The sequence below is a fragment of the Nocardia sp. NPDC050717 genome (genome assembly GCF_040654275.1).
In the GTDB taxonomy this organism is placed as follows: domain Bacteria; phylum Actinomycetota; class Actinomycetes; order Mycobacteriales; family Mycobacteriaceae; genus Nocardia.
The window spans coordinates 299,065-323,950 of the sequence record NZ_JBFAHR010000003.1; the positions used below are offsets into that span (position 1 = coordinate 299,065).

Here is a 24,886-nt window from a genome sequence, read left to right on the forward strand (position 1 = left end):
CCGGGCCGTTCTCCCAGTCGGGGACCGGCGGTGGACCCTCCGCACCCGGGCCGTTCTCCCAGTCGGGGACCGGCGGTGGACCCTCCGCACCCGGGCCGTTCTCCCAGTCGGGGACCGGCGGTGGACCCTCCGCACCCGGGCACTTCTCTCAGTCGGGGACCGGCAGCGATCCTTCAGCGCCGGGGCCAATCTCCCAACCGGGGACCGGAGGCGATCCTTCCGCGCCGGAGCCCTTCTCCCAACCGGGCACGAGTGGTGGTCCGACGTCCGCGAATCCCCTCGCCAGTGGTCCGGGTCAGCCGGGGCTCCCCGCGCAGGGCGGCCCGACCGCTCAGGCCGGTCCGTCGCTGCCGACCCGCACGCCTTCCCCGCCGTCGAACGGGTTCACTCCCCTCGGCACGAATCAGCGCCAGCTGCCCGACCTTCCGCCCCCGCCGCCGCTCCCCGACCCGCCCGCACGCCCGCAACCGACGGAGGCCCCGCCCCGCCTGACCGACCCGCGCGACACCTCGGCACGGCCCACTGGCCCCGCCGATCGGGCAGACACGTCCACACGTCCGGCCACGACCGAGGCGAGCCCCACGCCGTCCACGGAACTGCCGCCGCGCCCGAGCGACCCGACATCGCACCAGCTCGAGGCCGACCGGAACCCCGCGCCGCCCACAGAACTGCCGCCGCGCCCGAGCGAGCTGACATCGCACCAGCTCGGGGCCGACCGGAACCCCGCGCTGTCCACAGAACTGCCGCCGCGCCCGAGTGACCCGACGTCGCACCAGCTCGGGGCCGACCGGAACCCCGCGCTGTCCACAGAACTGCCGCCGCGCCCGAGCGACCCGACATCGCACCAGGCCACAGCCGCGGACCCGACGTACTCCGCCGATTCGGTGGACGCACCGCCGCGCCCGAACACCGCGGCGAACCCGCCGGCAGTACCGCCGCGGCTCACCGCCCCTGCTCCCACCGCGCAGCAGAACCCGTCGACCACGTCGGGCGACGGGGCGCAGACCACATCGCCACGGACGGCCGATCCCGCTGTCGGCCAAGGCGTTTCGTCGGCGACCTCCCCGACCAGCGGTGTGCCCGGCGCGTGGTCGATGCCTGACGACGCCGCCACCGAAACGAGCGCGTCCAGCACCCCCACCGCCGCGCGACCCGGCACAAGTTCGCCGACCGAAAGCAGCCCGGAGCAAACCCGGAATCCGCTCGAAGCTGCCGACAGCCCGATCGGCACCATCGGATCGCCGTCCGCCGCCGCGCAGACCGCGCCGACCACCGACGGCTCCGCGGGTACTCCCGATCGAGTAGGCAGACACAGCCTCGACGAGACCGGGTCCCCGGCCCGGCGCAACGACGTCTCCGCGAGCGCACCACCGGTCACGCCACAATCGCCGTCCGCTGACACCAGCACCGCCCCGGCCACCGCCGGCGCGAATGTCTCGGCACCCGCCGACTCCGCCGCGACCCGCACGACCGAGCCGCCCACCACCGGGCCGGCCCACACAGGCACCAGCACACCGAACACCGGGCCAGCCCACACAGGCACCAGCACACCGAACACCGGGCCGGCCCACACAGGCACCGGCACACCGAACACCGGGCCCGCGCAAACGGGCACTGCGGGCGGCTACGACCAGCAGCCGTTCGCGCCGGGCGACTACCGGAACGCTTATGCCACCGGTGGTTCCGCGGCCGGTGCGGGATCGCCGTACAGCTCCGGTGGTCCGCAGCAGGCGCCCGGTCCTGATTCGCAGTCGCCGTATGCGACGCGGACACCGGCTCATCCCGGCGCGCAGTACAACTCGATCCCTGGTGATCCTTCGCCCGGGGCGGGTACTCCGGCCGACGCGCAGACCGAGATGTTCCGCCACGACGACCCGCGTCTGCGGAGCGGGCAGAATCAGGCACCCAGCGGGGACTACGCCCAGCCGGGCGCCGGGCAGCAGTCCGGTTACGGCTCCGGTGAATTCGCGCAGCCGGCGGCCCAGCATCAGCAGACGCCCAGCTCGCCCGAACTCCCGATCCAGCGGCCCGACGGCACCTGGGCCTACGCGGACGGCCGCCCGGCTCAGCCGCCGAACAGCGTGCCGCAGATGCAGCAGCTGCCCGACGGAACGTGGGTACCGGTGGATGCCGGTGCCGCGCAATGGAACCAGCAGTACCAGCAACCCGCCCAGCCGCAGTACCAGCAGCCCGGTCACGGGCAGTGGGGCGCGACGCCGCAGCAGCACGGCTATCAGCCGCCCTCGCTCGACAACGTCCCGGTCAAGCGCGCCAAGAAGACGCCGGGCAGCGGCTGGCGCAAAGCGGTGCACCATGTTTCGGGCGGCGCCATCAACCCCGGCATGTCCGCCGAGGAGCGGCGGCTGCAGGAACTGGTGGCGCGCATCCGCCAGCCCGTGCGCGGTGACTACCGGATCGCGGTGCTCTCACTCAAGGGCGGCGTCGGCAAGACGACCACCACCATGGGTCTCGGCTCGATCTTCTCCTCGATCCGCGGCGACCGGGTGATCGCGGTCGACGCCAACCCCGACTTCGGCACCCTGTCGCAGCGCGTCCCGCTGCAGACCCGCTCGACGGTGCGTGACCTGCTGCTGGATCCGGCGATCCAGCGCTACTCCGACGTCCGCAGGCACACCTCGCAGGGTTCGAGCCGACTGGAAGTGCTTGCCAGCGAACGTGATCCGGCCGCGTCGGAGGCGTTCAACGACGAGGAGTACCGGGCGGTGGCCCGGATCCTGCAGCGGTTCTACAACATCATCCTGACCGACTGCGGCACCGGGCTGATGCACTCGGCGATGAGCGGCGTGCTCGATCTGGCCCATTCGCTGGTGCTGATCTCCTCGGCGGCGATCGACGGCGCCCGCAGCGCCGCCGCGACCCTGGACTGGCTGTCCCTGCACGGACACGACCATCTGGTCCGCAACGCGGTGGTGGTGATCAACCTGCCGCGCGAGGGCTCCCCCAATGTCGGCGTCCAGCAGCTCCGCGAGTACTTCCTCTCGCGGTGCCGCGCCGTGCACATCATCCCCTACGACGAGCACCTGTCCGAGGGCGCCGAGATCGACCTGCACCGCCTGCACAAGTCCACCAAGCGGGCCTACGTGGAACTGGCGGCCACCGTGGCCGACGAATTCGGCGTCGACCACCGCCACTTCGGCTAGCTCACCACTCCGGCAGGCGGCGGCGGCCCGCGGTCACCTCGCGGACCAGGTCGTCGTAGGCGTCGGCGAGCTCGGCGAGGTGGTGCCAGGCGCCGTGCAGCATCTCGTCGTGGGCGGCCATCGTCATCAGGGCGTGGTGGGCGCGCACCGACGACTCGGCCAGGCGGTCGATGACGGCGCCGATGGTCTCGGTGTGCAGGGTGGCGCCGAGGCGGTGCTGCGGGACACCGCGGTGCACCCAGTCGTCGATGGCGAGCACGAGTTCGGCGCGGCGACAGTCGATCTCACGCAGGACCACCGGATCGGTGTCGACGAATCCGCCGCGGCCGACGATCCGCTTCTCGTGCAGCACCGCGAGATCGCGCGCGAACCACAGCAGCGGTCCGCCCACCACGCGGTGTCCGCGACACGCCCGGACGAGCAGATCGGAAAGTGGCAGTAGACCGGAAGACGCCGGTGGACCGGCGGGATCGACACACCGCAATGTGTCGGGGAAAGCCATTACTACCGTGGAACTCTCCGCACCAGCCACGTTGCCTCGCCGTCGTCGCCGCACAGCACCGGATCAGGACGTTCATTACAATAAACCTCGCAAGCTCACTGTCAAGCATTACTCGGCCGTAGGTAACCCAGACGAGTACACTTCGTTACCTGCACGACCTACCGAGGAGCATGATGGCGGACGGTCCGACCTACCTCCGGATCGCAGACCTCCTCCGCGAGGAGATCCGCGCGGGCACGTGGAAACCGGGCGACCGGCTGCCCAGCCATTCCGAGCTGGCCGAGCAGATGCAGGTCTCGATCACCACCTCGCGCAACGCGATCCAGGTTCTCGTCGCCGAAAATCTCGTCTACACAGCGACTTCCCGCGGCACCATCGTCCGAAACCAGGAAGTGCTGGAATCCGTGGTCACCGACCACATCCGCCCCGACCGGCCACGCTCGGCGCACGACATCTTCGAGGAGATCGCACGCGCGGCCAACCGCGAGCCGACCAAGGAATTCAGCACCAGGATGGAGCCCGCCGACGATCAGGTCGCGCACTGGCTCGGCGTCGGAGTCGACTCCTGGGTGCTGGCCCGCACCGTGGTGCAGTACCTGGACAACGAACCGTGGTCGTGGGAGGTGAGTTTCTACCCACGCGATCTCGCCGAAGCGGCGAGCATCGACTCCCCCCATGACATTCCCGAAGGCACCACCCGTCGCCTGGCCGACCGCGGCTACGGCGAGACCGCCCACCGCGACACCCTGGCCGCGCGTCCCGCGACCGCCGAAGAGGCGGCCGTGCTCGGCGTCGCCACCGGCACCGTCCTGCTCGACCACCTGCGTATCGGCGCCAACCACGAACGGGTCACCCGGGCGACCCGGCATCGTTCCCTGGCCGGCCGCAACCGGCTGGCCTACCAGCTCGGCGACGCGGCGGGCACCGCCGTCATCGCCCACACCCTCGGCATCGCACCCGGATCCGCCGTCGCATTGCCATGACCGTGGGGATGCGCCCGGCGACCCTGGGCGACCTACCGCTGATCTGCCGGCTGCGCGTGCAACGGACCGCGTGGCTCACCACCCGCGGCTCCGATCAGTGGACGGTGGCCGGGCGCGGGCGGCCCATCGAGATCTTCGCCGGTGCCGTCGGCAGGGCCCTCGACGCGGGCGAGACCTGGATCGCCGAGGTCGACGGCGAGCCCGCGGGCACGATCACCGTCAACCACCGCGCCGATCCGGGGCTGTGGGCGCCGTGGGAGCTGGCCGAATCGATGATCGTGCACTTCATGATCGTCGACCTGCACTTCGCGGGCCTGCAGATCGGGCACCGGATGCTCGAGCACGCCGCCCGCCTCGCCGAGAAGAAGCACCGCGACTGGGTCCGGCTGGACGCCTGGACCTCCAATCGCGAGCTGCACGACTACTACCGCAGGGCGGGCTTCACCCTGGCCCGCATCGCGGGTCCGCTGGCCAGCGGACCGTCCTGCGCGCTGTTCGAGCGCCGCACCGACAGCTGGCGGGCGCCCCCGGTGCGACGCCACCGCCGCGCCGGGGCCCAGCCGCTGCTCGGCGGGCTGCCCGGCTAGAGCGGGGGCAGGTCGGCGATCTGGACCAGTTCGATGCCCTGGCTGCGCGAGACCAGGGTGCCGCGGCCGGGCGGCATCTTGCTCGGGCGCACGTCGCCGATCAGCTTGCCCTCGTCACGCGAACCGCTCATGATCAGCGTCTGCACCGACAGGTTCTTCATGGCGCCGAGCACCGGGTCGTACAGCGCGCGGGACGCGCCACCGATGCGGCGGGTGACCACCAGGTGCAGGCCGATGTCGCGCGCCTGCGGCAGGTACTCGAGCAGCGGGGCGAACGGGTTGCCCGAACCGGTGACCACCATGTCGTAGTCGTCGACGACGACATAGATCTCCGGGCCCGACCACCAGCTGCGTTCCCGCAGCTGCTGCTGGGTGATGTCCGAACCGGGGATTCGCTTGGCCAGGTAGGCCGCGACCTCCTGGATCATCGGCCCACAGGTCTGCGACGAGGTGGAGTAGCCGGCCAGCTGGTCGCCCTCGAGCACACCGAGCATGGTGCGCCGATAGTCGATCAGGATGACGCGCGCCTCGGAGGCGTCGGACTGCTCGGCAATGCTCATCACGATGTTGCGCAGCAGCGTGGTCTTGCCGCATTCCACGTCGGCGAAGGCCATGAAGTGCGGTTCGACGCCGAAATCGAGGATCAGCGGCTGCAATTCGGACTCGCCAAGGCCGACGGCGACCTTGGTGCGGTCGAGCGTGACGCCCTGTTCCTTGGCCGCGGCCACGACCTGATCGCGCGGGAAGCTCAGCGGGAGCATGCGCACCTCGGGGGCCCGCCTGCCCGGGTAGAGCGCGATGAGTTCCTCGCGCGCTCGGGTGACGCCGTCGGCGATGGTCGACGGGTCGGAGTCGGAGTCAAGGCGCGGCAGGGCGATCAGCATGTGCAGCTGGTCGGGTGTGAGACCGCGGCCGGGCCTGCCGACCGGAACCTGGTGCGCCGTACGGCGGTTCATCTCCGAGTCGCCGGGGTCGCCGAGACGCAGTTCGAGCCTGGTGCCGATCTGGTCCTTGACCACCGGGCGGATCTCGGCCCAGCGGGAGGCGCCGATCATGAGGTGGACACCGAACGAGAGGCCCTGCGTGGCAATGGCGTTGATCAGCGGCTCGAGCATGTCGAACTCCTCGCGGATGGCGCCCCAGCCATCGATCACGAGGAACACGTCGCCGAACTGGTCGGCGGCCAGCGGGTCGCCGGGCGCGGCGGTGGTGCCGTTGATCTGCCTGGCCTCGAGCGCCGAGAACTTGCGCCTGCGAAACTCCGCCATCGATTCGATGCCGAGTTCGGCGAAGCGTTCCTCGCGCTGCCGCATCAGCGTCGTGAGCTCGGCGATGGTGCGCCGCACCCGGTCGCCGTCGAGGCGGCCCGCGACCGAGCCGACGTGCGGGATCCCGACCAGACCGGCCATCGAGCCGCCACCGAAGTCGAGGCAGTAGAACTGCACCTGTTCGGGGCTGTGCGTGGCGGCCGCGGCCAGGATGATCGTGCGCAGTGTGGTCGACTTGCCCGACTGCGGGCCACCCACCACGGCGACATTGCCCTGCGCGCCTGCGAGATTGATGGTGAGCACGTCGCGGCGCTGCTCGTAGGGCTTGTCGATGACACCGATCGGCATCCACAGCTGACCGTGCCGGTTCACCGGCGAACGCCAGTCCGGGTCGGGCAGCAGCATGTCGGCGGTCGGCGATTCCTCCAGCGGCGGCAGCCACACCTCATGGGCGGGCCGGCCGTGCCCGGTCAGGCGCTTGACGACCACATCGAGCAGCGAGTCGGGAATGCCCTCCTCGCCGGTGGGCCCGCTCGGCGGGGGCGGCGGCAGCTCCGGGCGGCCGCGCAGGATCGGGTCCTCGGTCTGCTCGGGCTCGACCTCGGTGACCTCGACCGGCGCGGCGGTGAACACCACGGGCCGCTGCCCGCCCACCGGCGCGCCGTCGTCGTCGACGACCGTGCCGACCGGCGCGACGTACGGACCGGAGACGTAGCTGGCGTTGAACCGGAGCGGTTCGGACGCATCGCTTTTCAGGTAGCCTGCGCCGGGCACGCTGGGCAGGTGGTAGGCGTCGGTGATGCCGAGCACGGCGCGGGACTCGTTGGCCGAGAAGGTCCGCAGACCGATCCGGTAGGACAGGTGCGATTCCAGGCCGCGCAGCTTGTTCTCCTCGAGCCGCTGCGAGGCCAGCAGCAGGTGCACGTGCAGCGAGCGGCCGAGGCGTCCGATCATCACGAACAGCTCCGCGAAATCCGGCTTCTGCGAGAGCAGTTCGGAGAACTCGTCGACCACGACGAACAGCGCGGGCAGCGGATCGAGCGGAACGCCCGCTGCCCTCGCCTTCTCGTAGTCGTTGACGTTGGCGTAGTTGCCCGCCGAGCGCAGCAGTTCCTGGCGGCGGTTCATCTCACCGGCCAGCGCGTCCTTCATGCGGTCGACGAGGGAGAGCTCGTCCTCGAGGTTGGTGATGACCGCGGCCACGTGCGGCAGCGAGTCGAGCCCGAGGAAGGTCGCGCCACCCTTGAAGTCGACCAGCACCAGGTTCAGCGCGTCCGGCGAATGCGTGGTGACCAGCGAAAGGACCAGGGTGCGCAGGAATTCCGACTTGCCGGAACCGGTGGCGCCGATGCACAGGCCGTGCGGGCCCATGCCGTTCTCGGCCGACTCCTTGATGTCGATCTCGACCGGGGTGCCGTCGGGGGTGATGCCGATCGGCACGCGCAGCCGCTCGCGCGCGGTGCGCGGACGCCACACCCTGGCCGGGTCGATCTGGGCGGCGTCGGGGATGCGCAGCAACGCCATCAGGCCGGGGTCACTCGTGGTGCCCTCACCGAGGCTGACGATCTGCGCGGCCGTCGCGAGCCGGTAGCGGGCCAGGCCGCGGGCGAAGGCCTCCGCCTCGGCCACGCTGACCTCGTCGGCGGTGGCGAAGCGCTCCACCCCGGCGGCGCTGCGCGCGGACACCGCGCCGTCGGCGACCACCAGCTGCAGGCCGCGGCGGGCGGCGAGGCCGTTCTCCGGTGCGGTCAGGTCGAGCACGGTCACCGAGTCGAGACCGGATTCGCTGATGATGCGTTCGTTGCCGCTGATGTAACCGTCGTCGATCACCACGACGATGTGCAGCCTGCCCTGGGTGGGCTGCGGGTTGCGCATGAACCGGCCGCGTTCCATCAGCTCGGCCTGCAGCGCCGACTCGAGCTCACCGAGCGAGGTGTACATCATCCGCGCCGAGCCGAGCCCGTCGCGGACCGACGGATGCTGCACGTGCGGAAGCCATTTCGCCCATGCCCAGTGCGTGTCGGGATCGGCGCAGACGATGGCGACGACGAGATTGTCGGGGCCGTGGAAGGTGGTGAGCTCCATCAGCATGGCCCGCACGAGCTCGCGGCCCTCGTCGAGGTCACCGCCGATGTTGATGGCGGGGAACGCGCGCAGCGAGACGGCCGTCGGCAGTTCGTGCACCACCGAATGCGTGCGGACGAAGCGGCGCAGCGCGACGGTCGAGACCGGTTCCAGATCCTCGAGCGGACCGGTCTCGGGCCGGGCCAGCTTGGTGGCCAGGCGGTGGCTGCCGACGCCGACGCGCACGTGCCCGAAGTCGGGGTCGTTGGGACGGCGTTCCCACATGCGCCTGCTGCCGATGAGCGAGGGCAGATCGGCGGGCTCGGGATGGCTCCAGCCGAGCGTCTCGAGCTGCTTGGTGCCGGTGCTGCGCACGTCCTTACGCACCTGGTCGAGGTAGCGGAAGTAGTCCTTGCGTTCCTCGTTGAGTTCCACGGCGCGCTTGGGGCCGCCGCCGCGCATGCCCGCCATCATGCCGACCATCGACATGAGCATCATCATCGGGAACATCATCATCATCGGATTGGCCAGCAGATTGCGGCCCATCGAGACCATCATCGCGATCATGCCGACCACCGCGACCACCATGATGACGGGCATCAGCTTCATCATCAGCGGCGACGGGATGGCGCGCTGGATCTCCGGCGGCGGGGTGAGCGCGACTTCACCGCCCGGTGCGCGCGGCGGCGCGATCCGGGGGCGACGGACGAAACCTTCGGTTGCCATCGATCCCTCTACTACTCGAATTCCTGGTTCAGATCGGCACCGCGCCTGCGGAACGGAAAACCGAACGCGGCGCCGATTCCCAAGGCGGCCAACAGGGTCAGCGATCCGGCGATCGCGACCTGGCGCGGTCGCGGATCCGGTTCCGGCGCCTCGTACGGCGCGGCGATCGGATGACCGACATCGGCGCCCTTGCTCGGCGGTTCGGCGGGCAGCGGCGCGGTGAGCGCGGCCAGCGGGTCGATCAAGCCTGCGCCGATGGCGTCGTCGCGGCCGCGGCCGGGCGCGTGCGCGGTGCGGGTGATCCGATCGATCACCTGCTGCGCGGACAGTTCCGGAAACCGCGACCGGATCAGCGCGGCCAGCCCGGCGACATACGGTGCGGCGAAACTGGTTCCGTCGACGGGCTGCACGCCCTCCATCGTCTGCACGCCGTCGACCAGGCCGGTGCCGCCGGGCTTGCTGTCCAGCGACACGATGTTGCGGCCGATCGCGGCGGCACCGACCCACGGTCCGCGCAGCGACAGCGCCGAGGGTTTGCCGTCGGCGTCGACCGAGCCGACCGAGAGCACGTACGGGGTGAACCAGGCGGGCGACGGGACGGTGGTCACCGCGCTCCAGCCGCTGCCCTCGTTCTGGTTCTGGCACGGGCCGCCCTGCTCCACGTTGCCCGCGGCCGCGACGACCACCACATTGCGGTCGTAGGCGTACTTGACGGCGGCGCCGAGCGCGGCATCGGCGGTGTTGGAACCGGCCGCGGTGCAGGCGACTTCGGAGATGTTGATGACCGTGGCGCCCATGTCGACCGCGCGCACGACCGCGCCGGCGAGGGTGAGCACGCTGCCGTAGCCGTCGCTGCGCAGCGCGCCGTCCTCCTTCACCGAGCCCTGCCGGTCCTTGCGGTCGTAGGCGAGGCTGAGCTGGCGGATGGCGAGGATCTCCGCGTCGGGCGCCACCCCGACGAAGGCGTCGTCGGGCGACGGGCGGGCGGCGATGATGCCCGCCACCAGGGTGCCGTGGCCGTCGCAGTCGACGGTGCCGTCGGAATCGCTGACGTAGTCGCCGCCCGCCTGCAGCGCGGGCAGGCGCGGATGCCGGTTGACACCGGTATCGATCACCGCCACCTTCTGCCCGGCGCCGCGGCTGAACTGCCAGGCCGAGGGCAGGTCGAGGACCCGCTGCGACATGGGCGGCTCGCTGGGCGGGCTGCCCCGCAGCACCGGTTCCGCGCACAGCTCACGCTGTTCGGTCGCCTCCAGCGGTGCGGGTCTGCCGCTGAGCGCGAGCGCCGCGTCGAGCGCGCCCGGGTCGATGCGCGGTGGCGCGATGGCGCCGGCGGGTGCCGGGAACCCGGCGACCGCGCCGAGCACGGTCGCCGCGCAGGTCAGCCGGAACAGCGCGCGGCGCATGGGTACCCGCGTCATATGTTGCGGGCGGTCGAGTACACATCCATGACCCACAGCGCGAGCGGGACCATCGTGATGATCAGCAGGTACTCGAAGATCTCGATCATCCGCCTTGTCACCGGCGTCACCTCGACGTGCGGGCCGATCACGCCGAACCCGATGACGCCGCCCGCCGTCACCAACAGCAGTGCCACCGCGACGAATTCGAGCGCGTCGTGGCCGAGTCCGAGGCCGGTGAGCAGCGCGAGCACGATGAGCGCGCCCGCGGTGATCAGCGTGGCGGCCTGCACCAGGTCGGCGTAGGAACGTCCGCGCAGGCACAACACGATCGCGGTGACCGCGGCCAGGGCGACGCCACCGGAATGGAACGGACCGAACGGGTCGGCCGCCCCGACCGCGCCGACGAGCGCGGCCAGCGCGCAGGCCACGACGAGGCCGGTCTGGATCTGGTTGGCCACCCGCGCCCGCTCGCCGAGCCCGGCCGCCGAGGGCAGCGCGATCGCGCCGACCGCGCCGATGCCCTCGATGGTCGGTCGCTGTTCGTGGTCGGCCGGGTCGATCGCCCCGCCCGCGGTCGGCACCGGCGGAATCGGCAGCCTGGCCGTCACCGCCGCGAGCCGCGGCACCGACGACAGCAGGATCACCGCGGCGACGAGCACACCGGCGAACAGCTTGGCCAGACCCGGATGCCAGATCAGATAGATCGTTCCGGCCACCGCGCCGAAGACGCTGAGCGTGATCGCGGCGGCGAACAGGCCTGCCCCGATCCCGGTGACGCGATAACCGATCACCGCGGTGACCAGCAGCACCACGCTGCCGAGCAGGACATTGCCCGCGCCGAGCTGGCCGGGCACCACCAGCGCGCCGCCGCCGAACATGAGCAGCAGCGCGTCCAGCGAAAGCCAGTTGGCGGTAATCGGATCCGTGAACTTGCGGGCGGCGATACCGGCCGCGGCCGAGGCCGCGATGCCGGTGCCGAGCAGCGCGAAGGCGGGAACCAGCGGGTCGCTGTCGGCGCGCGAGACCGCGAGCAGCACGAGCGCGGCCAGGATCGACACGGTCGCCAGGATCAGGCCCGTCCAGCGCGCGGCCGAGCCGGACCACCCGCGGAACTCGCCTGCGGTGAGCCGGGATACGGCGTCGATGACGTCGTCGAACAGCGCGGGCGACTCCTTGCGGGTCACCGGGCTCAGGACCAGCAGCTCGCCGTCGTAGACCTCGGCCTCGGTGAGGGTGCGGCTCGGCGCGAGGGGGTCCTGGCCGAGCCGGGCCAGCGTCCAGTGCTGGGCGCGGACCGGGGCGGAGTCCTCGTCTCCGTCCGGCAGGCGCGGATCCCGCGATCGGATCAGCGCCACCAGATCGCCGATGAATCCGGCGATCGGGACCGTGGCGGGCAGGCCGATGTCGAGCTGCGTATCACCCCCGATCACTGAAACTCGGCATAGTTCGGGCTCATTGCCTAACAACGTCGACACCAGTGATGAACTCTCAGTCGTAGCTGACTACTTCCGTTGCGACCACACGGCAGCGTTACCTAATCTAACGGACAGGGCAAACCGGCGCGATCGAAGTGCTTCCGCCGGATTGAACACCAGCTGTCCACCAGACGAAGATTTCGGGGTTCGACACCACATGCCAGATATTCGCCAGGCTCAGCGCGCCTTCGACGCGGGCGTCCTCTCGCTCGGTCTGTCCATCGACGGTCAGGAGTCCGCGCGGGACGACGAGTACGCGAAGCTGGCCTTCCAGCGCGCGACGGAATGGGATTCGTCGATGTGTGACGCGTGGCTCGGCCGCGCGGCGGCGGGCGAGGTGACCAAGGAGGTGCTGTTCAATCTGCATCGCACCAGCCTGGATTCGCTCGGTCGGGAGCAGCGCAGGCTGGGTCTGGCGCCGCGCGCCATGGCGGGACGTTTCCTGCCCGGCCTCTACATCGACTACCCCCTGGCGGGGCTCACCGAGATCTGGCTGGCGTGGGCTTCGCAGCTGATCGCCGACAAGGACTACGACCAGGCCGAGCAGGTGCTCGACGAGCTGGCGAAGCTGCGCGCGGGCCGCCCCGACGATCCGGACAAGGCCATCGACGACCGGATCTGCGCCTACATCCGCGGCATCCTGCACTACAACACCCAGCGCTGGCCCGACGTGATGACCGTGCTCGCCGGTTCCGAGGACTGGAAGGATCCGTACCTGGCCACCGGCGCCAATGTCATGGTCGGCACGGCCTGCGCGCAGCTCGGCCTGTTCGGCGAGGCGATCCGGCGCATGGAACAGGCCGAGGCGGGCCCGATTCCGTCGGCCAAGTTCACCGCCATGTACAACCGCGGCCTGTGCCTGCGCGAGGCCGGCAACGAGGCCGAGGCGCAGAAGCTGTTCGAGCAGGTCTACTCGCAGCTCCCCGATTTCGCGGCCAACACCACCGCCATGCGCGACCGCACCTTCCGCATCGTGGTCACCAGCCGCGAGGTGATCGACGCGCGCACCGACAAGTGGGACCCCACCTCGGCGCCGACGCTGGCCTCGATGAACGAGGCCGCCGCGGAGGACCGTGCCAAGACCGTGCTCGCCGAGGCTCGCGCACAGCTCGACAAGCAGGTCGGCCTCGCCTCGGTGAAGAACCAGGTGGCCAAGCTGCAGTCCTCGGCACAGCTGGCCAAGATCCGCGCGGGCAAGGGCCTGTCGAGCCAGTCGCGCGGCCAGCACCTGGCCTTCACCGGCCCGCCCGGCACCGGTAAGACCACCATCGCGCGCGTGGTCGCCAAGATCTACTGCGGTGTCGGGCTGTTGAAGACCGACAAGGTGGTCGAGGCCAAGCGTGTCGACTTCGTCAGCCAGAACCTCGGCGGCACCGCCATCAAGACCGAGAAGCTGATCGACAGCGCCATGGACGGCGTGCTGTTCATCGACGAGGCGTACACGCTGATCCAGACCGGTCTGTCCGGCGGTGACGCGTTCGGCCGCGAAGCCGTGGACACCCTGCTGGCCCGCATGGAGAACGACCGCGACCGGCTGGTCGTGATCATCGCCGGCTACGACGGCGAGATCGACCGTCTGCTCGCCGCCAACGACGGTCTGGCCTCCCGCTTCGCCAAGCGTCTGCAGTTCCCGTCCTACACCGCCGAGGAACTCGGCCAGATCGGTGAGATCGTCGCCGGCGGCCGGGATTCGCAGCTCTCCCCCGCGGCGCTGGAAACCCTGATCGAGACCTGCCGCCACCTCTACGACATGGAGAGCACCGATCAGAGCGGGCAGCCGCGCCGCGGTGTCGACCTCGCGGGTAACGGGCGCTTCATCCGCAATGTCATCGAGGCCGCCGAGGAGGAACGCGAGTTCCGGCTGGCCAACACCGACGGGATCGACCTGGCCGAGGTCGACGACGACGTGCTCATGCGGATCGAGGAGCCGGACATGCGGACCGCGCTCACCAGCATCGTCGCCACCCTCAATGTGGGACAGCTGCCGAACCTGGCGTGACCACCGACGACACGGGGCCGGGCGCGAAGACGCGCCCGGCCCCGTGCGTTTCGGCTATTTGGTGGCGGAGGGCAGCGAATCGTAGCTGGTCAGCGCGTCTTTCGCGGACAGTGTCGGCCCGGGGACCAGCTGTCCGATGATCGACCACGGCGCCAGGCGCGGCTTGTCACCGAGGCCGAGCACCGCGGCGGTGGCGGCGTCGGGGATGCCGTAGCGAATCCCGTTGTCGGCCACGTAGAACAGCGATTCGCGGCGGAGGCTGCCCGGCTCGGCGCCGGTGACCTGCACGTATTCGCCGGTGGTCGGCGGCAGGTACACCGCGTCCATCCGGTCGCCGGAGCCGTCGGCGGTCGAGAGGGTCACCGGCTTGGCCGAATCGGCCAGCGGCAACTTCGTCCCGGCCAGCAACGTCACTGTGGCGCGTTCGGCGGGGCCGTCCACCGTCTTGCCCTGCGCGGTGGCCTCGCCCGGATCCTTGGCCCAGTTCACGCAGGCCACCGGCGCGTCCTCGGCGGAGAGGATGCGCGGCTTGCGCTCGGGGAAGTCCGTGATCGGCAGGGTCTCCAGGATCGGCATCCGGTCGAGGACGTCCGGTGCCAGCTCGGCGATCTCGCGCATGCCCCGGGAATCGGTGTTGCGCAGCAGGTCGGCGGTGAATTCGGAGACGCGCTGCACGCCGTCGGCGAGGACCACGTACATCGTCTCCTGACCGGCGGCCTGGACCCCGGTGACCGAGATGATGCCGCCGATCGGCACATTCGACAGTTTGCCGGGGCCGGGCTCACCCGCGCGATCGATGGCAGGCACGGCCAGCGGCGGGGCCTGGGTGGTCGCGCCGAGCACAGCGCTCCCGATCGGGCGGACGTGCTGGCCGCTCAGGCCGAGGGTGCGGGTGATCACCGAGTTGGTCGGGTCCACCTCGGCTCTGGTCCCGCGGTACACCAGATAGGTCTTGTCGTCGTGCCGCACGAGCAGGGCGTCGTCGGCGCCGGTGGGGCCGATCCGGTCACCGGTCTCCGGCTTGCCGACGATGGCGGTGGTGAGGCCGCCGTTGGTGCCCGCCGCGCTGCCCGCGCTGGAGAGCTGGGTGGTCTCGCACAGGGTCCAGTTCGAGCTCGAACCCTGCTTGGAGCCGGGCATCGCGGCCGGGGCGCCGGGAATGCCGAGCAGCGGGCCGCGCGGCAGCGAACCGAGTTTGTCGTCCTTCACCGATTTCGGCGACTGCGCGTCACCGGCGATGAGTCGCGCGGAGGCGAGATTCAGCACCGGATGGAGGGTCTTCTCCCCCTCTTTGGCCTCGACGACCACATACATGGCGCCACTCTGTTTCCCGGTGACGATCAACGCGTCGCCGATCGCCCCCTGCGGCTTGAGGAAACCGAGGATCGCCGCCCCCGCCACGATGATCAGCCCGAGCACCGCGCCGACCATCATCGACCTGCTCTGCGACCGCATCGGATCGTGCAACATGCGCACGTCACGACGCACGAGCGCGTGGTCGAGCCTGCGCAGCAGAAAACGATAACCGTTGACCTGCGCCTTGGTTGTCAGCTGTGCCGGCACAGGGACTCCATCGCTGCATTGATCACCATCTCGTCGGACACGGTACCGTAAATCCGGAATTGTCCTTCACCATGATTCGACGTATGCCAAGCAGGGACAACGATTTTGAACAACAGTATGAACGCCGGGCAAACCGGCGGCGACAATGCCTACGACACCTTGCGTGATCCGGAATTCTGGTTGTTCCGGATGTATCCCCTGCGTGCGTGCGTTCCGGTCGCGGTGCTCGCGGCGATCGTGGCCTGGATAGTGCTGGCGACGAGCGACTCGGTGTACGGGGCGATCGGTGGCGCGGCGGCCGTGCTGCTGATCGGTCTCGTGCCGATCCGGCGGCGGCCACCGGCGGTGCGGATCGGTGACTGGTTCGGGCGCCGGCTGCGCGCCCGCGCCGACACCCTGGATCGGGCGCCCGCCTTCGACGTGCCGCTGCCCGAGGGCGGCGGCTGCGGCGTGCGCTGGGACGGCGACCTGCTGCTGACCATGCTGCGGATCGACCCGCCGCCGGACGCGCTGACCCTGCTGCGCCGCGGCTCGCTCAGTGCCGACCAGTTGCTGCCGCTCACCGAGGTGGCGCGCTGCCTCGACCAATTCGATGTCGAGCTGGTGAGCATCGACGTCATCTCCACCGGCGCGCGCACCGCGGGCACCGGCGCCGCCGCGCACCTCTACAACCGGATCCTCGGGCCGCTGCCCGCCATCGCGCACCGCACCTGCTGGCTGGTGCTGCGCCTCGATCCGGTCGCCAACGCGACCGCGGTGGACAAGCGCGGCGGCGGTGCGACCGGTGCCCTGCGCACGATGATCATCGCCACCCGCCGGGTCGCCAACCGCCTGGCCACCCACGGCATCGACGCCGCAGTCCTCACCGCGACCGAGATGAACAGCGCGGTCCGCGAACTGTCCTACGGTTTCGACCCGCTGCGGCTGACCGAGTCGGCGCACGGCCTCGAGTCGGAGTTCGGCCGCAACCTCACCCACTACCAGCTCACCGCGCCGATGATCGGCACCAACGGACTGGCCGAGATCTGGTCGCTGCCGACGCTGTCGACCACCGTCACCCTGCGCCTGCACCCTGGCGCGCGGCGCAACGGCCGCGCCGACGACAAGGCGGGCACCGTGGTGCTCAACGCCGTGGTCCGGTTCGACACGGTGGAGCCGTTCGACGAGGCGCCGATCGCGGGCCTGCGTGAACTGCCGGGAAGCCAGCGCCGAATCCTGCTCGACACCTTGCCGATCGGTGCCGCCGACGACCTCGGCGGCCGCGACGGCTACCGCGGCTCGCTCACCGCGCTCACCGACATCGCCGTGCCGACCACCGGCTGCGGCCAGCTGATCGGCGCGGACGAGCGCGGCCAGGGCATCGCGGTGCCGCTGATCGGGGCGGGCACCAGGCACGTCGACGTGATCGGCAACCTCGACCTGGCCCAGCAGGTGGTGCTGCGCGCGACCGCGCTCGGCGCGCACGCCGTCGTGCACACCTCGCGCCCGCAGGCCTGGCAGTCCATGGTCGCCAATCTGGCCACCCCGCAGCTGCTCTCGATCGCCCCGCGCGCCGCGGGCGCGACCCCGCAGGCCCCGCCGGGACCGCCGCCGGTACCCGCGGCCCCCTACCCCACCACGACCGTGCTCGTCTTCGACGGGATCGCGCCGACCACCCACCTCGGTGGCGCGACCATCGTGGAGGTCCGTACCGCCGAGCGCGATCCGGAAGCGATGCCGCCGGACGTGACGCTGATCCAGGACCCGTACGCGCCGAACCGCATCACGGTACGGACCAGCACCGGCAGCGCCACCGTGTCGATGGTGACGACCCCCGACGAGATGCACTACATCGGCGAATCACTGGCGGCCCGCTGACTTTCCGGCGAATCCGGGTCGGCCGCAGACCACCCGGCTCGCCGCGGAGAATCGGCAGCGGTGACGATGCGACTCACCGCAGGGCGAGCTGCGCCTCGTAGTGCGCGCGCACGGCTTCGAGCCGGTCGCGATCGAAACTGCCCGGTTCGGCGGCGAAGAGCGCTCGGCCCTCAGCGGAGACGAAAACCGACGCCGGGACCGATCGCGCGGAGTCCGGGATGAACTTCAGTACTTCCTCGACGGCGGCCAGCGCCGTCGCCAAGGCGTGCCGCCCGGCGGCGCCGCCGGGCGCGGTCAGGTCGGCACAGATGCGTGAATAACGCAGCCACTCACCGGGATCGAGCAGCTGCGAGGCCGTCGCGCCACCGAAGCGCACCGCGCCCGCGGGCGGCGGGAGGATCTGCTCCGGCAGCCGGAACACATATTCGCGCCGCGCGCCGCACGACTCGCACTGTCCCACATATCTGCTCGCCGGCCCGTCCGCGGTGATGACCGAGCTGACGAACTCGCACCGCCGCGCACCGCACGTCGCGCACGGCCGCAGCCGCAGGAACAGGCGCGCCTCGGCATTGGTCCTGGCCAGCGGCAACGGCGCCGTCATGACCGGCCCTCTTCGGTCGATCCGTCGGACAGCTGCGGATACATGGCCCGTTCCGCCTGCCGCAAGCGCGCGATCTGCAGCTGACCCGCACCGCCACAGATCGGGCAGACCCGCTGCTCGCGGCATTCCGGGCACGGTCGCCGCAGGCCCGCGTCATCGAGCACCCAGCCGTTGCCCCCGCACGCCGGGCACCAGCCGAGTCCGTCGCATTCGTAGCAGAGCACGTGCCCCGGCTCGACGGTCTCGGCGGTGCGGACCGGGTCGGGCCGCCGCGTTTCCGGTGCCCGCAGCGCGAGCATCGGGGTGACACCGGCGTAGACGACGTCACCCGTCTCCGGCCACACCCGCACCTCGATCAGGAATCCGTCCCGGCTGCCCGTCACCACGACGCGCGACGCGACGGTGCCCGCACGCCGATCCTCGGCGATGTCGAAACCGCAGGCCGCGAGAGCCTCTGCCCCTCGGCGCACGGCCGCCGCGGCGGAGTCGCCCGCGGCGAGGGCGGTCTGGACGCGCACGCTGTACCGGTAGCGCAGCGGCTCGGTCCATTCGGCGACCTCCGGAAGGTCGGGCAGCGCGGAGTCGGGAACCACCGTGTCCGGTGTGACGTGCGCGGCGACCACCCGCACCTGCTCGAGCAGACGCACACCGAGCCCACGCAGCTCCTGTTCGGCTCCGGGAACCTCAGCCATTCATCCTCCGACCACGCACCATAGCACCGTCGACAGCCGTCTCGCCCCGAGCATGCCATGCCACCACGGCGGCCCGGCCGTCACCGACCGTTTCCGTTGGCATGGTTCGGAATTCATGTAATGATCGAAACTTGTTCACACAGACGAGCGAGGTGCGACATGGCTGATCCGGTGGAGGTCTACATCAGCAACTTGCGCGGCACGGGTGGCGATCTCGACGGCCTCGCGACCCGGATCGACGGCATCCTCAGCCGGGTGGCCGCGGCCTCGCAGGCGCACTGGGGACGCTGGGGTGCCGACGAATTCGGCACGAGCTTCGCCGAGGGCGAGCAGGGCTACAGCGCCTCGGACAAGAACCTCCAAGCGGTCGTGGCGTCGAAAGTCTCCCTGTTGCAGTCCTATTCGAGTGCGCTGGTGGACGCCGCCAACCGATTCCAGACCGCTGAACAAGCCAACAAAGACGGGCTCAGCTGACCTGTCGACGCCGGACGGGTGAGCAGGAGGAACATGGCGAACGACGCGGCGTACGGCCGGCTCGAAGATCTGGCCGACACCGTGCGCGAGGGCATGAACACCATCGCGCGCGCCCAGCTGGAACAGTCGCGCCTGACCGCGACCGCGACCGCGGCGGCGGGCCGGGTAATCGTCACGGTCAACGCGGAGAATGTCGTGATCGAGGTTCGCTTCGCCGAGAATATCGGCGAGCTGGGCTACGAGGAGATCGCCCGCGCCGTCACCACCGCGACCCAGGACGCCGCGGTCGCCATGCACCGCAAGACCAGGGACCTCCTGGACACCCTGCGCGCCGACACCGCGCGCATCCCCCGGCTCTCGGAGTATCTGCCCGGGATACCCGATGTCCAGGACATGATTCCCGAACCTCCGCGTGCTCCGGTCGCACCGCCCAGCGCGCGCCAGGGCCTGTTCGCGCCTTCCGACGGCACGGTGCGGTTCACCGACGACCCGTCGACGACGAACGAGTCGGCCTGGTGATCGCGGTCGGCGGAGGTGGCGGGTGTCGGGTCTAGCCTCGGTCTTCGATCTCGTCCCCGGCTGGATCCTGCAGGCACTCAATTTCGGCACCGCGTACCCGAAGGGCGACGAAGACGATCTGTTCGCCCTCGGGGACGCGTGGAAGCAGGCCGCCGAGGAACTGCGGCTGCTCGAGCCGGACCTGCGCGCCGCCACCGACGCCACGGCGAAGTTCTACAGCGGGGACGGCGCGGTCGAGGTCAAGAAGGAGTTCGACAAGCTGTTCTCCGGCCCGAACTCCGTGGACGAGCTGGCCAAGGCGCTGGAGGAACTGGGCACCTACACCCGCAACGGCGGTACCCAGCTGGAGTACACCAAGATCATGGAGGGCAGCTTCGCCCTCATCACCGCCTATGCCGTCTACGCGTTGATCGCCGCCTGGCCGTGGGGGTCGGCCGGGGTGCCGCTGGCGCTGGCCGCGGGCCGAACCGCCGTCGGGGCGGCCGCCACCCGCGGCCTCCAGCAGCTGGCCTTGGAGGCGGGACGGGTCGGCCTGCGCAATCTGCTCAAGCCGTATCTGAAGCAGATCACGATCGCCGGCCTGAAGGCGGGCGGCATGGGGATGGGCCTCGACGGTGGTATCCAGGCGTATCAGCTCGGGATGGGGCATCGCGACTCGTTCGACATCGGCCAGAACCTGCGTACCGGATTCGAATGGGGCGCGGGCGGTGTGGTCGGCGCGCCCGTCGGCATGGGGATGCACAAGCTGCTCGGTCGCACCGGCATGAGCCCCGCGATGCGCGGGCTGCTCAGCGGCGTGACCGGCGGCGCCGCCGGCGGGCTCGGCATGTACGGCGGCGGACTCGCGTGGCAGGTCGGCGACCAGCTCGCGCACGGCTATTTCGACGCGAACAAGATCGACACCACCTTCGACCCGAAGCTGGTCGTCGTCGGCGCGGCGCTGGGTGGCGCGCACGGCGTGCGGTCCGGCGCGGGCCTCGGGCACGCGCCGACCATGGAGGCGCCCAGGATGTCACCGGCCGCAGCGTCGGCGGCGAAGGCGCCGATCGTCACCGAGGCTTCCGTGCGCGAGGGCAAGCAGCTCTACCACGATCTGGCCAAGCAAACCCATCCCGACCGCTTCGAACCCGGGGCCGCGCAGAACCGGGCACACGATGTCTTCCAGCGCGCGAACGACGTCAAGATCGACTCGAAGGGCCGCTACAGCGACCAGCACGTCGCCCGGCTCGAACAGCTGCGGACAGAATGGAACAACTCCGGCGCCGCGCCACGGGACGGTGCCACGGCGCGCCCGACCGAGGCGGCGATGCGGGCCGAGACCCAGGGCCGCGCCGACTCGGGCGCCCGGGCCGAGGGCTCGGCCACGCGGGCAACCGAAACCGTTGTGCGCACGTCGGATTCGGGCGCACGCACGGCTGTGAGTGAACGCGCTGGTACGGCGGCGCCGGAAGCGCGAACCGGTGAACGGCCGGCCGCCGGGGAAGCAGCCGGAAAGGGCAAGACCAGGGCCGGGCTCGCCGAACAGAACAATGCCACCTCGAATCTCACGGCGACGTCGAAGGACCGGGTGGCCGAGCCGGCGGGCGAGCAGCGCCGCGCCGAGCCTCGTACCGAACAGGCCGGCGCCACCGCTGAGGCGCCGGGCGCGAGCGAGCCCGGTAGGCCGAAGGAACCGGCGGTAGCGGAACGACCCAGGGCCGACACCGAGCTCGTCCGGAGCGAGCCGACGACCCGGCCCGCGCCGTCGGTCGTCGAGCCGGGCACGCGGGCGGGCGTCACGCTGGAGCCGCACGGTGGAACCGCCGCGAGTGTCGGGGAGTTCCACGGCGAGGCGCGCCCGCCGAACCAGCCGGATCTGACCACGCGCGAAGTCGTCCATGTGGTGGAGGACAGCCTCGCGCTCATCACCCCGAAGGACGTGGCGTGGAATCGCGACACCAAGCGCTTCCTCCTGCCCGATGGTCGCGACATCAGCATCACGGCCGAACCGACGACCGGCGGCGCCGTCGCCGAGTTCCGCGGCCGCCCCGACGGCACCGGCTACGACGTACACGTCTCACCGCGCGCACGGGACCAGGATGTCGTCCGCGGTATCGCGCACGAGATCGCCGAGATCCGGCTCGCGCAGGAACCCGAGATCATCATCGATCCCGTGCGGGAAAGCCCCGATCGGCTGACCGATCACCTCGGCGGCAGATTCGCGGAAGTCCGTGTGCTGCTCAACAAGATCGACGCGGCCACCATCGATCCCGCGCGGGCCGACCAGCTCCCCGGACTGCGCCGCGATCTGGCCGATCTCGCCGGACACCTCGACCTGCGCCCCGGCAGCACCGCCGAGCAGCTCCTCGGCGGGCACGATCCGGCACTCGCGCAGCGCTACTCGCTCGAGCGCTCGGGCCTGACCGAGCACCGTCCGATCTTCAGCGAAGCGCTCACCGCGGCCGAATACGATCGCGGCAGCGCAGCGCACCTGGCGACACTGAACGAGCTGGCCGCGGGCGAGCACGTGCGCGACCTGGTCGCCAACGAACGGCACGGCCTCGACGCCCGCATGCGCGAGGAGCTCGCCCGGCGCATCTTCGACCCGATCTTCGAGAACCCGAATTTCCGCGAGGCCCGCAGGCATGTGCCGACCGCGCACCTGATGGCGGCCATGGATCCACTCAACGTCGCCATCAACGATCCGAATCCGGCCGCGGCGCAGCGCGGGCGCGACCTGCACGAAGCCATCGACCGGTTCCACACCGCGATGCCGGAGCCCTTCCGAACGGCCATCGGCCCGGACGCGTTCCAGCGCATGCACGACGCGGCGCAGACACTGGCGACCTCGCCGAACCGGTTCGCGGCCGTCCTCGAGCACGGCACCGGGCGGCTCGAAACCGACGGCGCCGCCGGCTCGATGAGCGAACTCCTGCACAGCGTCGATCGGGCGAACCGCACCGCCGCCGCGAACGGGATCAATATCGAGTACACCGTGATGATCCACGAACCGGTGCACGGCCTCTCGGCCGTGGAGATCATTCCCCGGCCCCGGCCACTGCATCGGCTTCCGCTGGAACAGAACGTCTTCGGCGCGAACAACGAGCGGGTGGAGCTCGTGCACCGGCCACCGACCGGCGTGCCGAACGGGCACACCGTCGATGTGGGTGTCGGTCGCAGCGCGTTCGGTGTCGAGATGACACCCCCCGCCGATCGCACCGGGGGCGGGCTGGTCGTGAAGACCGAACTCGCCGAATCCTTCGCGATTCCGAGCCAGCGCAGGCGCAGCCTGGGCATTCTCGATCCCGGCCCGCTGACCGAACCCGGGACCGTCCTGGTCTTCGGCGACATGCTCGGCGGCGGACACGTGCTGGGCGACGGGACCGCCGGTGGTGTCGGCCGGATCTTCGTCAACAATGTCAGCGCCAAGCTGCCGCCCGAGGCCTACCTGTCCATCGCGGCGAATCTGGAGCGCACCCTCGCCCCCGGTGGCCGCATCGAACTGCAGTGGGACATGAAGTCCGAGGCCGCCGACCCGAGCAAGGGCACCCCCGGCGACCGCGGCCACATCGACGGCGACCAGCTGTGGACCGCCCTGCTCGAGCACTACGACAACCGACCGCCGTTCCGCATCGAGGAGTACACGGAGTTCCCCGGCGCCGGCAACAACGATTACGACTACACCATCGACGCGGGCGCGAGCAATGTCCTGAACAAGGACAAGATGGATTCCTTCTCCGCACCGCGACCGGACCATCGGATGGTCATCGTCTACGACCCGGCGCTCAGAGGGCTGCTCGCTCCGCCGCGGTGGCGGTGACGCCGGCCAGGGTCAGCTGGTACATCGCCGCATCGATGTCGAATGTGCCGTCGTCACCGAATATCTCGACGATCGCCGCGCGGGTCGCGATGCCGTGCTCGGCGGCGTCGACCAGCGCGCGGGCCGCCGCTCGCCGCCGCTCGCTCGCCTCGGTGCCCGGGACGCCCGCGACCACCCTGGCGGTCGTGTCGGCCGTCCAGATGCCCGGCACGGCTTCGGCGAGATGATCGGCGGCGGGTGACTCGCCGCGGTACCACTCACCGTCCTCCCACCAGTAGCAGAACGACAGCAGACCGCTCCCCGCCCTGGTGTTCAGTACCGGATCGGCCACCCACTCGGGCGCACCGGCATACAGCGCGGGCAGTTCGGCACCCTCGTTGTAGGCGGCGTCGAGGGCCATCGCGTTCCACACTCCGCCGGAGAGCACCGCACGGCCACCCGGCACCTCGTACAGTGTCGAACCGCTGGCGGAACCACCCTCGAACCAGCAGAGCGCGGGCAGCATTCGCGGCCCCTTGGCCGACCCGGCGGCGACGAACGCGGCCGCGATCACCGCCCAGCGCGCCCGCATCACCGGAAACGGCGGAAAGTCGAACTCCGACAACGTGGCCCGAACCCCCGCGGCGGCCTCGGTGCGCGCCAGCCGTGCCGCAGTACCGGGCGCGCGCAGCTGCCTGCCGCCGTGGTGCAGATACGCGGCCAGCCACACCGGCAGCCGCCGACGCGGATGGACCGCGAGGTCGGCCAGGTAGGCGCGCGGCTCGAAGAGCTGGTCCGCCGGGAACGGCTCGTCGCCGTAGTCGTGATCCACCTCGAGTTCGCCGGTGCTGCTCATCGTCATCACCAGCCGCCACCACGGTCCGTCGCCGTAGCCCGCCGACAGTCCGCGGTGCTCGCGCACCGCGTCGACGATGTCCTTGTCCGGCGGTACCCGGACCGTCGCACCGTGCGCGTCCTCGAACAGCAGGTGGACCACTTCCACCTCGACCGTCAGCGCGAACACCGCGGTCAGATTCCGCCAGCCGGGCGGGCCGAGTGCCGCCGTCTGCCTGGCGATCCGGTACGCCAGTTCGGTGATCTCCCGCGCCGAATCGGCAGGCACGGCGGTTTCCGGAGCCCGCGAGCCGAGGGCGAACGGCAGGTCCGGGATCGCTTCCTCGCCCACGCACTCACTCCTCGATGCACATCACGCACGGCATTCCACAGCACCCTC

17 protein-coding genes are annotated in these 24,886 nt (G+C 70.7%); 8 read left to right on the plus strand and 9 right to left on the minus strand.

Going from position 1 to position 24,886, the window contains the following annotated elements; genetic code table 11:
• Positions 1 to 403: 403 nt before the first annotated feature.
• Positions 404 to 1,522 carry a hypothetical protein gene (locus tag AB0H56_RS09820; protein WP_357159858.1) on the minus strand — a complete coding sequence of 373 codons (1,119 nt, stop codon included), beginning with the start codon at positions 1,520 to 1,522 and terminating at the stop codon, positions 404 to 406.
• Between the two features lie 334 nt (positions 1,523 to 1,856).
• On the opposite strand from AB0H56_RS09820, the gene AB0H56_RS09825 reads away from it, so the two are divergent.
• The gene (locus tag AB0H56_RS09825) at positions 1,857 to 3,161 is read left to right on the plus strand and encodes a MinD/ParA family protein (protein ID WP_357159861.1); all 1,305 of its coding nucleotides are present in this window, start codon (positions 1,857 to 1,859) and stop codon (positions 3,159 to 3,161) included.
• A 1-nt stretch (position 3,162) separates the two neighbouring features.
• On the opposite strand, the gene AB0H56_RS09830 is transcribed toward AB0H56_RS09825, so the two are convergent.
• Positions 3,163 to 3,555, minus strand: a complete 393-nt coding sequence (locus tag AB0H56_RS09830) for a DUF4254 domain-containing protein (protein WP_357159864.1) — start codon at positions 3,553 to 3,555, stop codon at positions 3,163 to 3,165.
• Between the two features lie 281 nt (positions 3,556 to 3,836).
• On the opposite strand from AB0H56_RS09830, the gene AB0H56_RS09835 reads away from it, so the two are divergent.
• Complete coding sequence (locus tag AB0H56_RS09835; protein ID WP_357159867.1) at positions 3,837 to 4,646, plus strand: GntR family transcriptional regulator; 810 nt, start codon at positions 3,837 to 3,839, stop codon at positions 4,644 to 4,646.
• The gene (locus AB0H56_RS09840; protein WP_357159870.1) at positions 4,643 to 5,233 is read left to right on the plus strand and encodes a GNAT family N-acetyltransferase; all 591 of its coding nucleotides are present in this window, start codon (positions 4,643 to 4,645) and stop codon (positions 5,231 to 5,233) included. The genes AB0H56_RS09835 and AB0H56_RS09840 overlap by 4 nt, the downstream gene beginning before the upstream one ends.
• Here the strand turns inward: AB0H56_RS09840 and eccCa are convergent.
• Genes eccCa through eccD form a run of 3 tightly spaced genes read right to left on the minus strand, consistent with a single transcriptional unit; the run spans position 5,230 to position 12,169 of the window.
• Entirely contained in the window at positions 5,230 to 9,291 is a 4,062-nt protein-coding gene (gene eccCa, locus AB0H56_RS09845) for a type VII secretion protein EccCa (protein ID WP_357159874.1), read from the minus strand. The two genes, AB0H56_RS09840 and eccCa, sit on opposite strands and share 4 nt — an antisense overlap.
• Before the next feature lie 11 nt (positions 9,292 to 9,302).
• Complete coding sequence (gene mycP / locus AB0H56_RS09850; protein WP_357159877.1) at positions 9,303 to 10,712, minus strand: type VII secretion-associated serine protease mycosin; 1,410 nt, start codon at positions 10,710 to 10,712, stop codon at positions 9,303 to 9,305.
• A complete protein-coding gene (gene eccD / locus AB0H56_RS09855; protein WP_357159880.1) occupies positions 10,709 to 12,169 on the minus strand; it encodes a type VII secretion integral membrane protein EccD in 1,461 nt (486 codons plus the stop codon). The genes mycP and eccD overlap by 4 nt, the downstream gene beginning before the upstream one ends.
• A gap of 157 nt (positions 12,170 to 12,326) precedes the next feature.
• On the opposite strand from eccD, the gene eccA reads away from it, so the two are divergent.
• On the plus strand, positions 12,327 to 14,168 hold the full coding sequence (eccA, locus tag AB0H56_RS09860) for a type VII secretion AAA-ATPase EccA (RefSeq protein ID WP_357159883.1): 1,842 nt from the start codon (positions 12,327 to 12,329) through the stop codon (positions 14,166 to 14,168).
• 54 nt (positions 14,169 to 14,222) lie between these two features.
• Here eccA and eccB read toward each other — a convergent pair whose 3' ends face one another.
• Positions 14,223 to 15,731, minus strand: a complete 1,509-nt coding sequence (gene eccB / locus AB0H56_RS09865; protein WP_357159886.1) for a type VII secretion protein EccB — start codon at positions 15,729 to 15,731, stop codon at positions 14,223 to 14,225.
• A 117-nt stretch (positions 15,732 to 15,848) separates the two neighbouring features.
• On the opposite strand from eccB, the gene eccE reads away from it, so the two are divergent.
• Positions 15,849 to 17,588, plus strand: a complete 1,740-nt coding sequence (gene eccE / locus AB0H56_RS09870; RefSeq protein WP_357159889.1) for a type VII secretion protein EccE — start codon at positions 15,849 to 15,851, stop codon at positions 17,586 to 17,588.
• A 73-nt stretch (positions 17,589 to 17,661) separates the two neighbouring features.
• On the opposite strand, the gene AB0H56_RS09875 is transcribed toward eccE, so the two are convergent.
• Positions 17,662 to 18,189 carry a hypothetical protein gene (locus AB0H56_RS09875; RefSeq protein WP_357159892.1) on the minus strand — a complete coding sequence of 176 codons (528 nt, stop codon included), beginning with the start codon at positions 18,187 to 18,189 and terminating at the stop codon, positions 17,662 to 17,664.
• Complete coding sequence (locus AB0H56_RS09880; protein WP_357159895.1) at positions 18,186 to 18,881, minus strand: hypothetical protein; 696 nt, start codon at positions 18,879 to 18,881, stop codon at positions 18,186 to 18,188. Before AB0H56_RS09880 ends, AB0H56_RS09875 begins: the two co-directional genes overlap by 4 nt.
• A 159-nt stretch (positions 18,882 to 19,040) precedes the next feature.
• On the opposite strand from AB0H56_RS09880, the gene AB0H56_RS09885 reads away from it, so the two are divergent.
• Genes AB0H56_RS09885 through AB0H56_RS09895 form a run of 3 tightly spaced genes read left to right on the plus strand, consistent with a single transcriptional unit; the run spans position 19,041 to position 23,673 of the window.
• The gene (locus AB0H56_RS09885; protein WP_280345122.1) at positions 19,041 to 19,355 is read left to right on the plus strand and encodes a hypothetical protein; all 315 of its coding nucleotides are present in this window, start codon (positions 19,041 to 19,043) and stop codon (positions 19,353 to 19,355) included.
• Positions 19,356 to 19,388: 33 nt separating this feature from the next.
• Positions 19,389 to 19,874, plus strand: a complete 486-nt coding sequence (locus tag AB0H56_RS09890; protein ID WP_357159898.1) for a YbaB/EbfC family nucleoid-associated protein — start codon at positions 19,389 to 19,391, stop codon at positions 19,872 to 19,874.
• Between the two features lie 22 nt (positions 19,875 to 19,896).
• On the plus strand, positions 19,897 to 23,673 hold the full coding sequence (locus AB0H56_RS09895; RefSeq protein WP_357159901.1) for a hypothetical protein: 3,777 nt from the start codon (positions 19,897 to 19,899) through the stop codon (positions 23,671 to 23,673).
• On the opposite strand, the gene AB0H56_RS09900 is transcribed toward AB0H56_RS09895, so the two are convergent.
• Positions 23,639 to 24,838, minus strand: coding sequence for a hypothetical protein (locus tag AB0H56_RS09900; protein ID WP_357159905.1), 1,200 nt, complete (start codon positions 24,836 to 24,838; stop codon positions 23,639 to 23,641). The two genes, AB0H56_RS09895 and AB0H56_RS09900, sit on opposite strands and share 35 nt — an antisense overlap.
• Between the last annotated feature and the right edge of the window lie 48 nt (positions 24,839 to 24,886).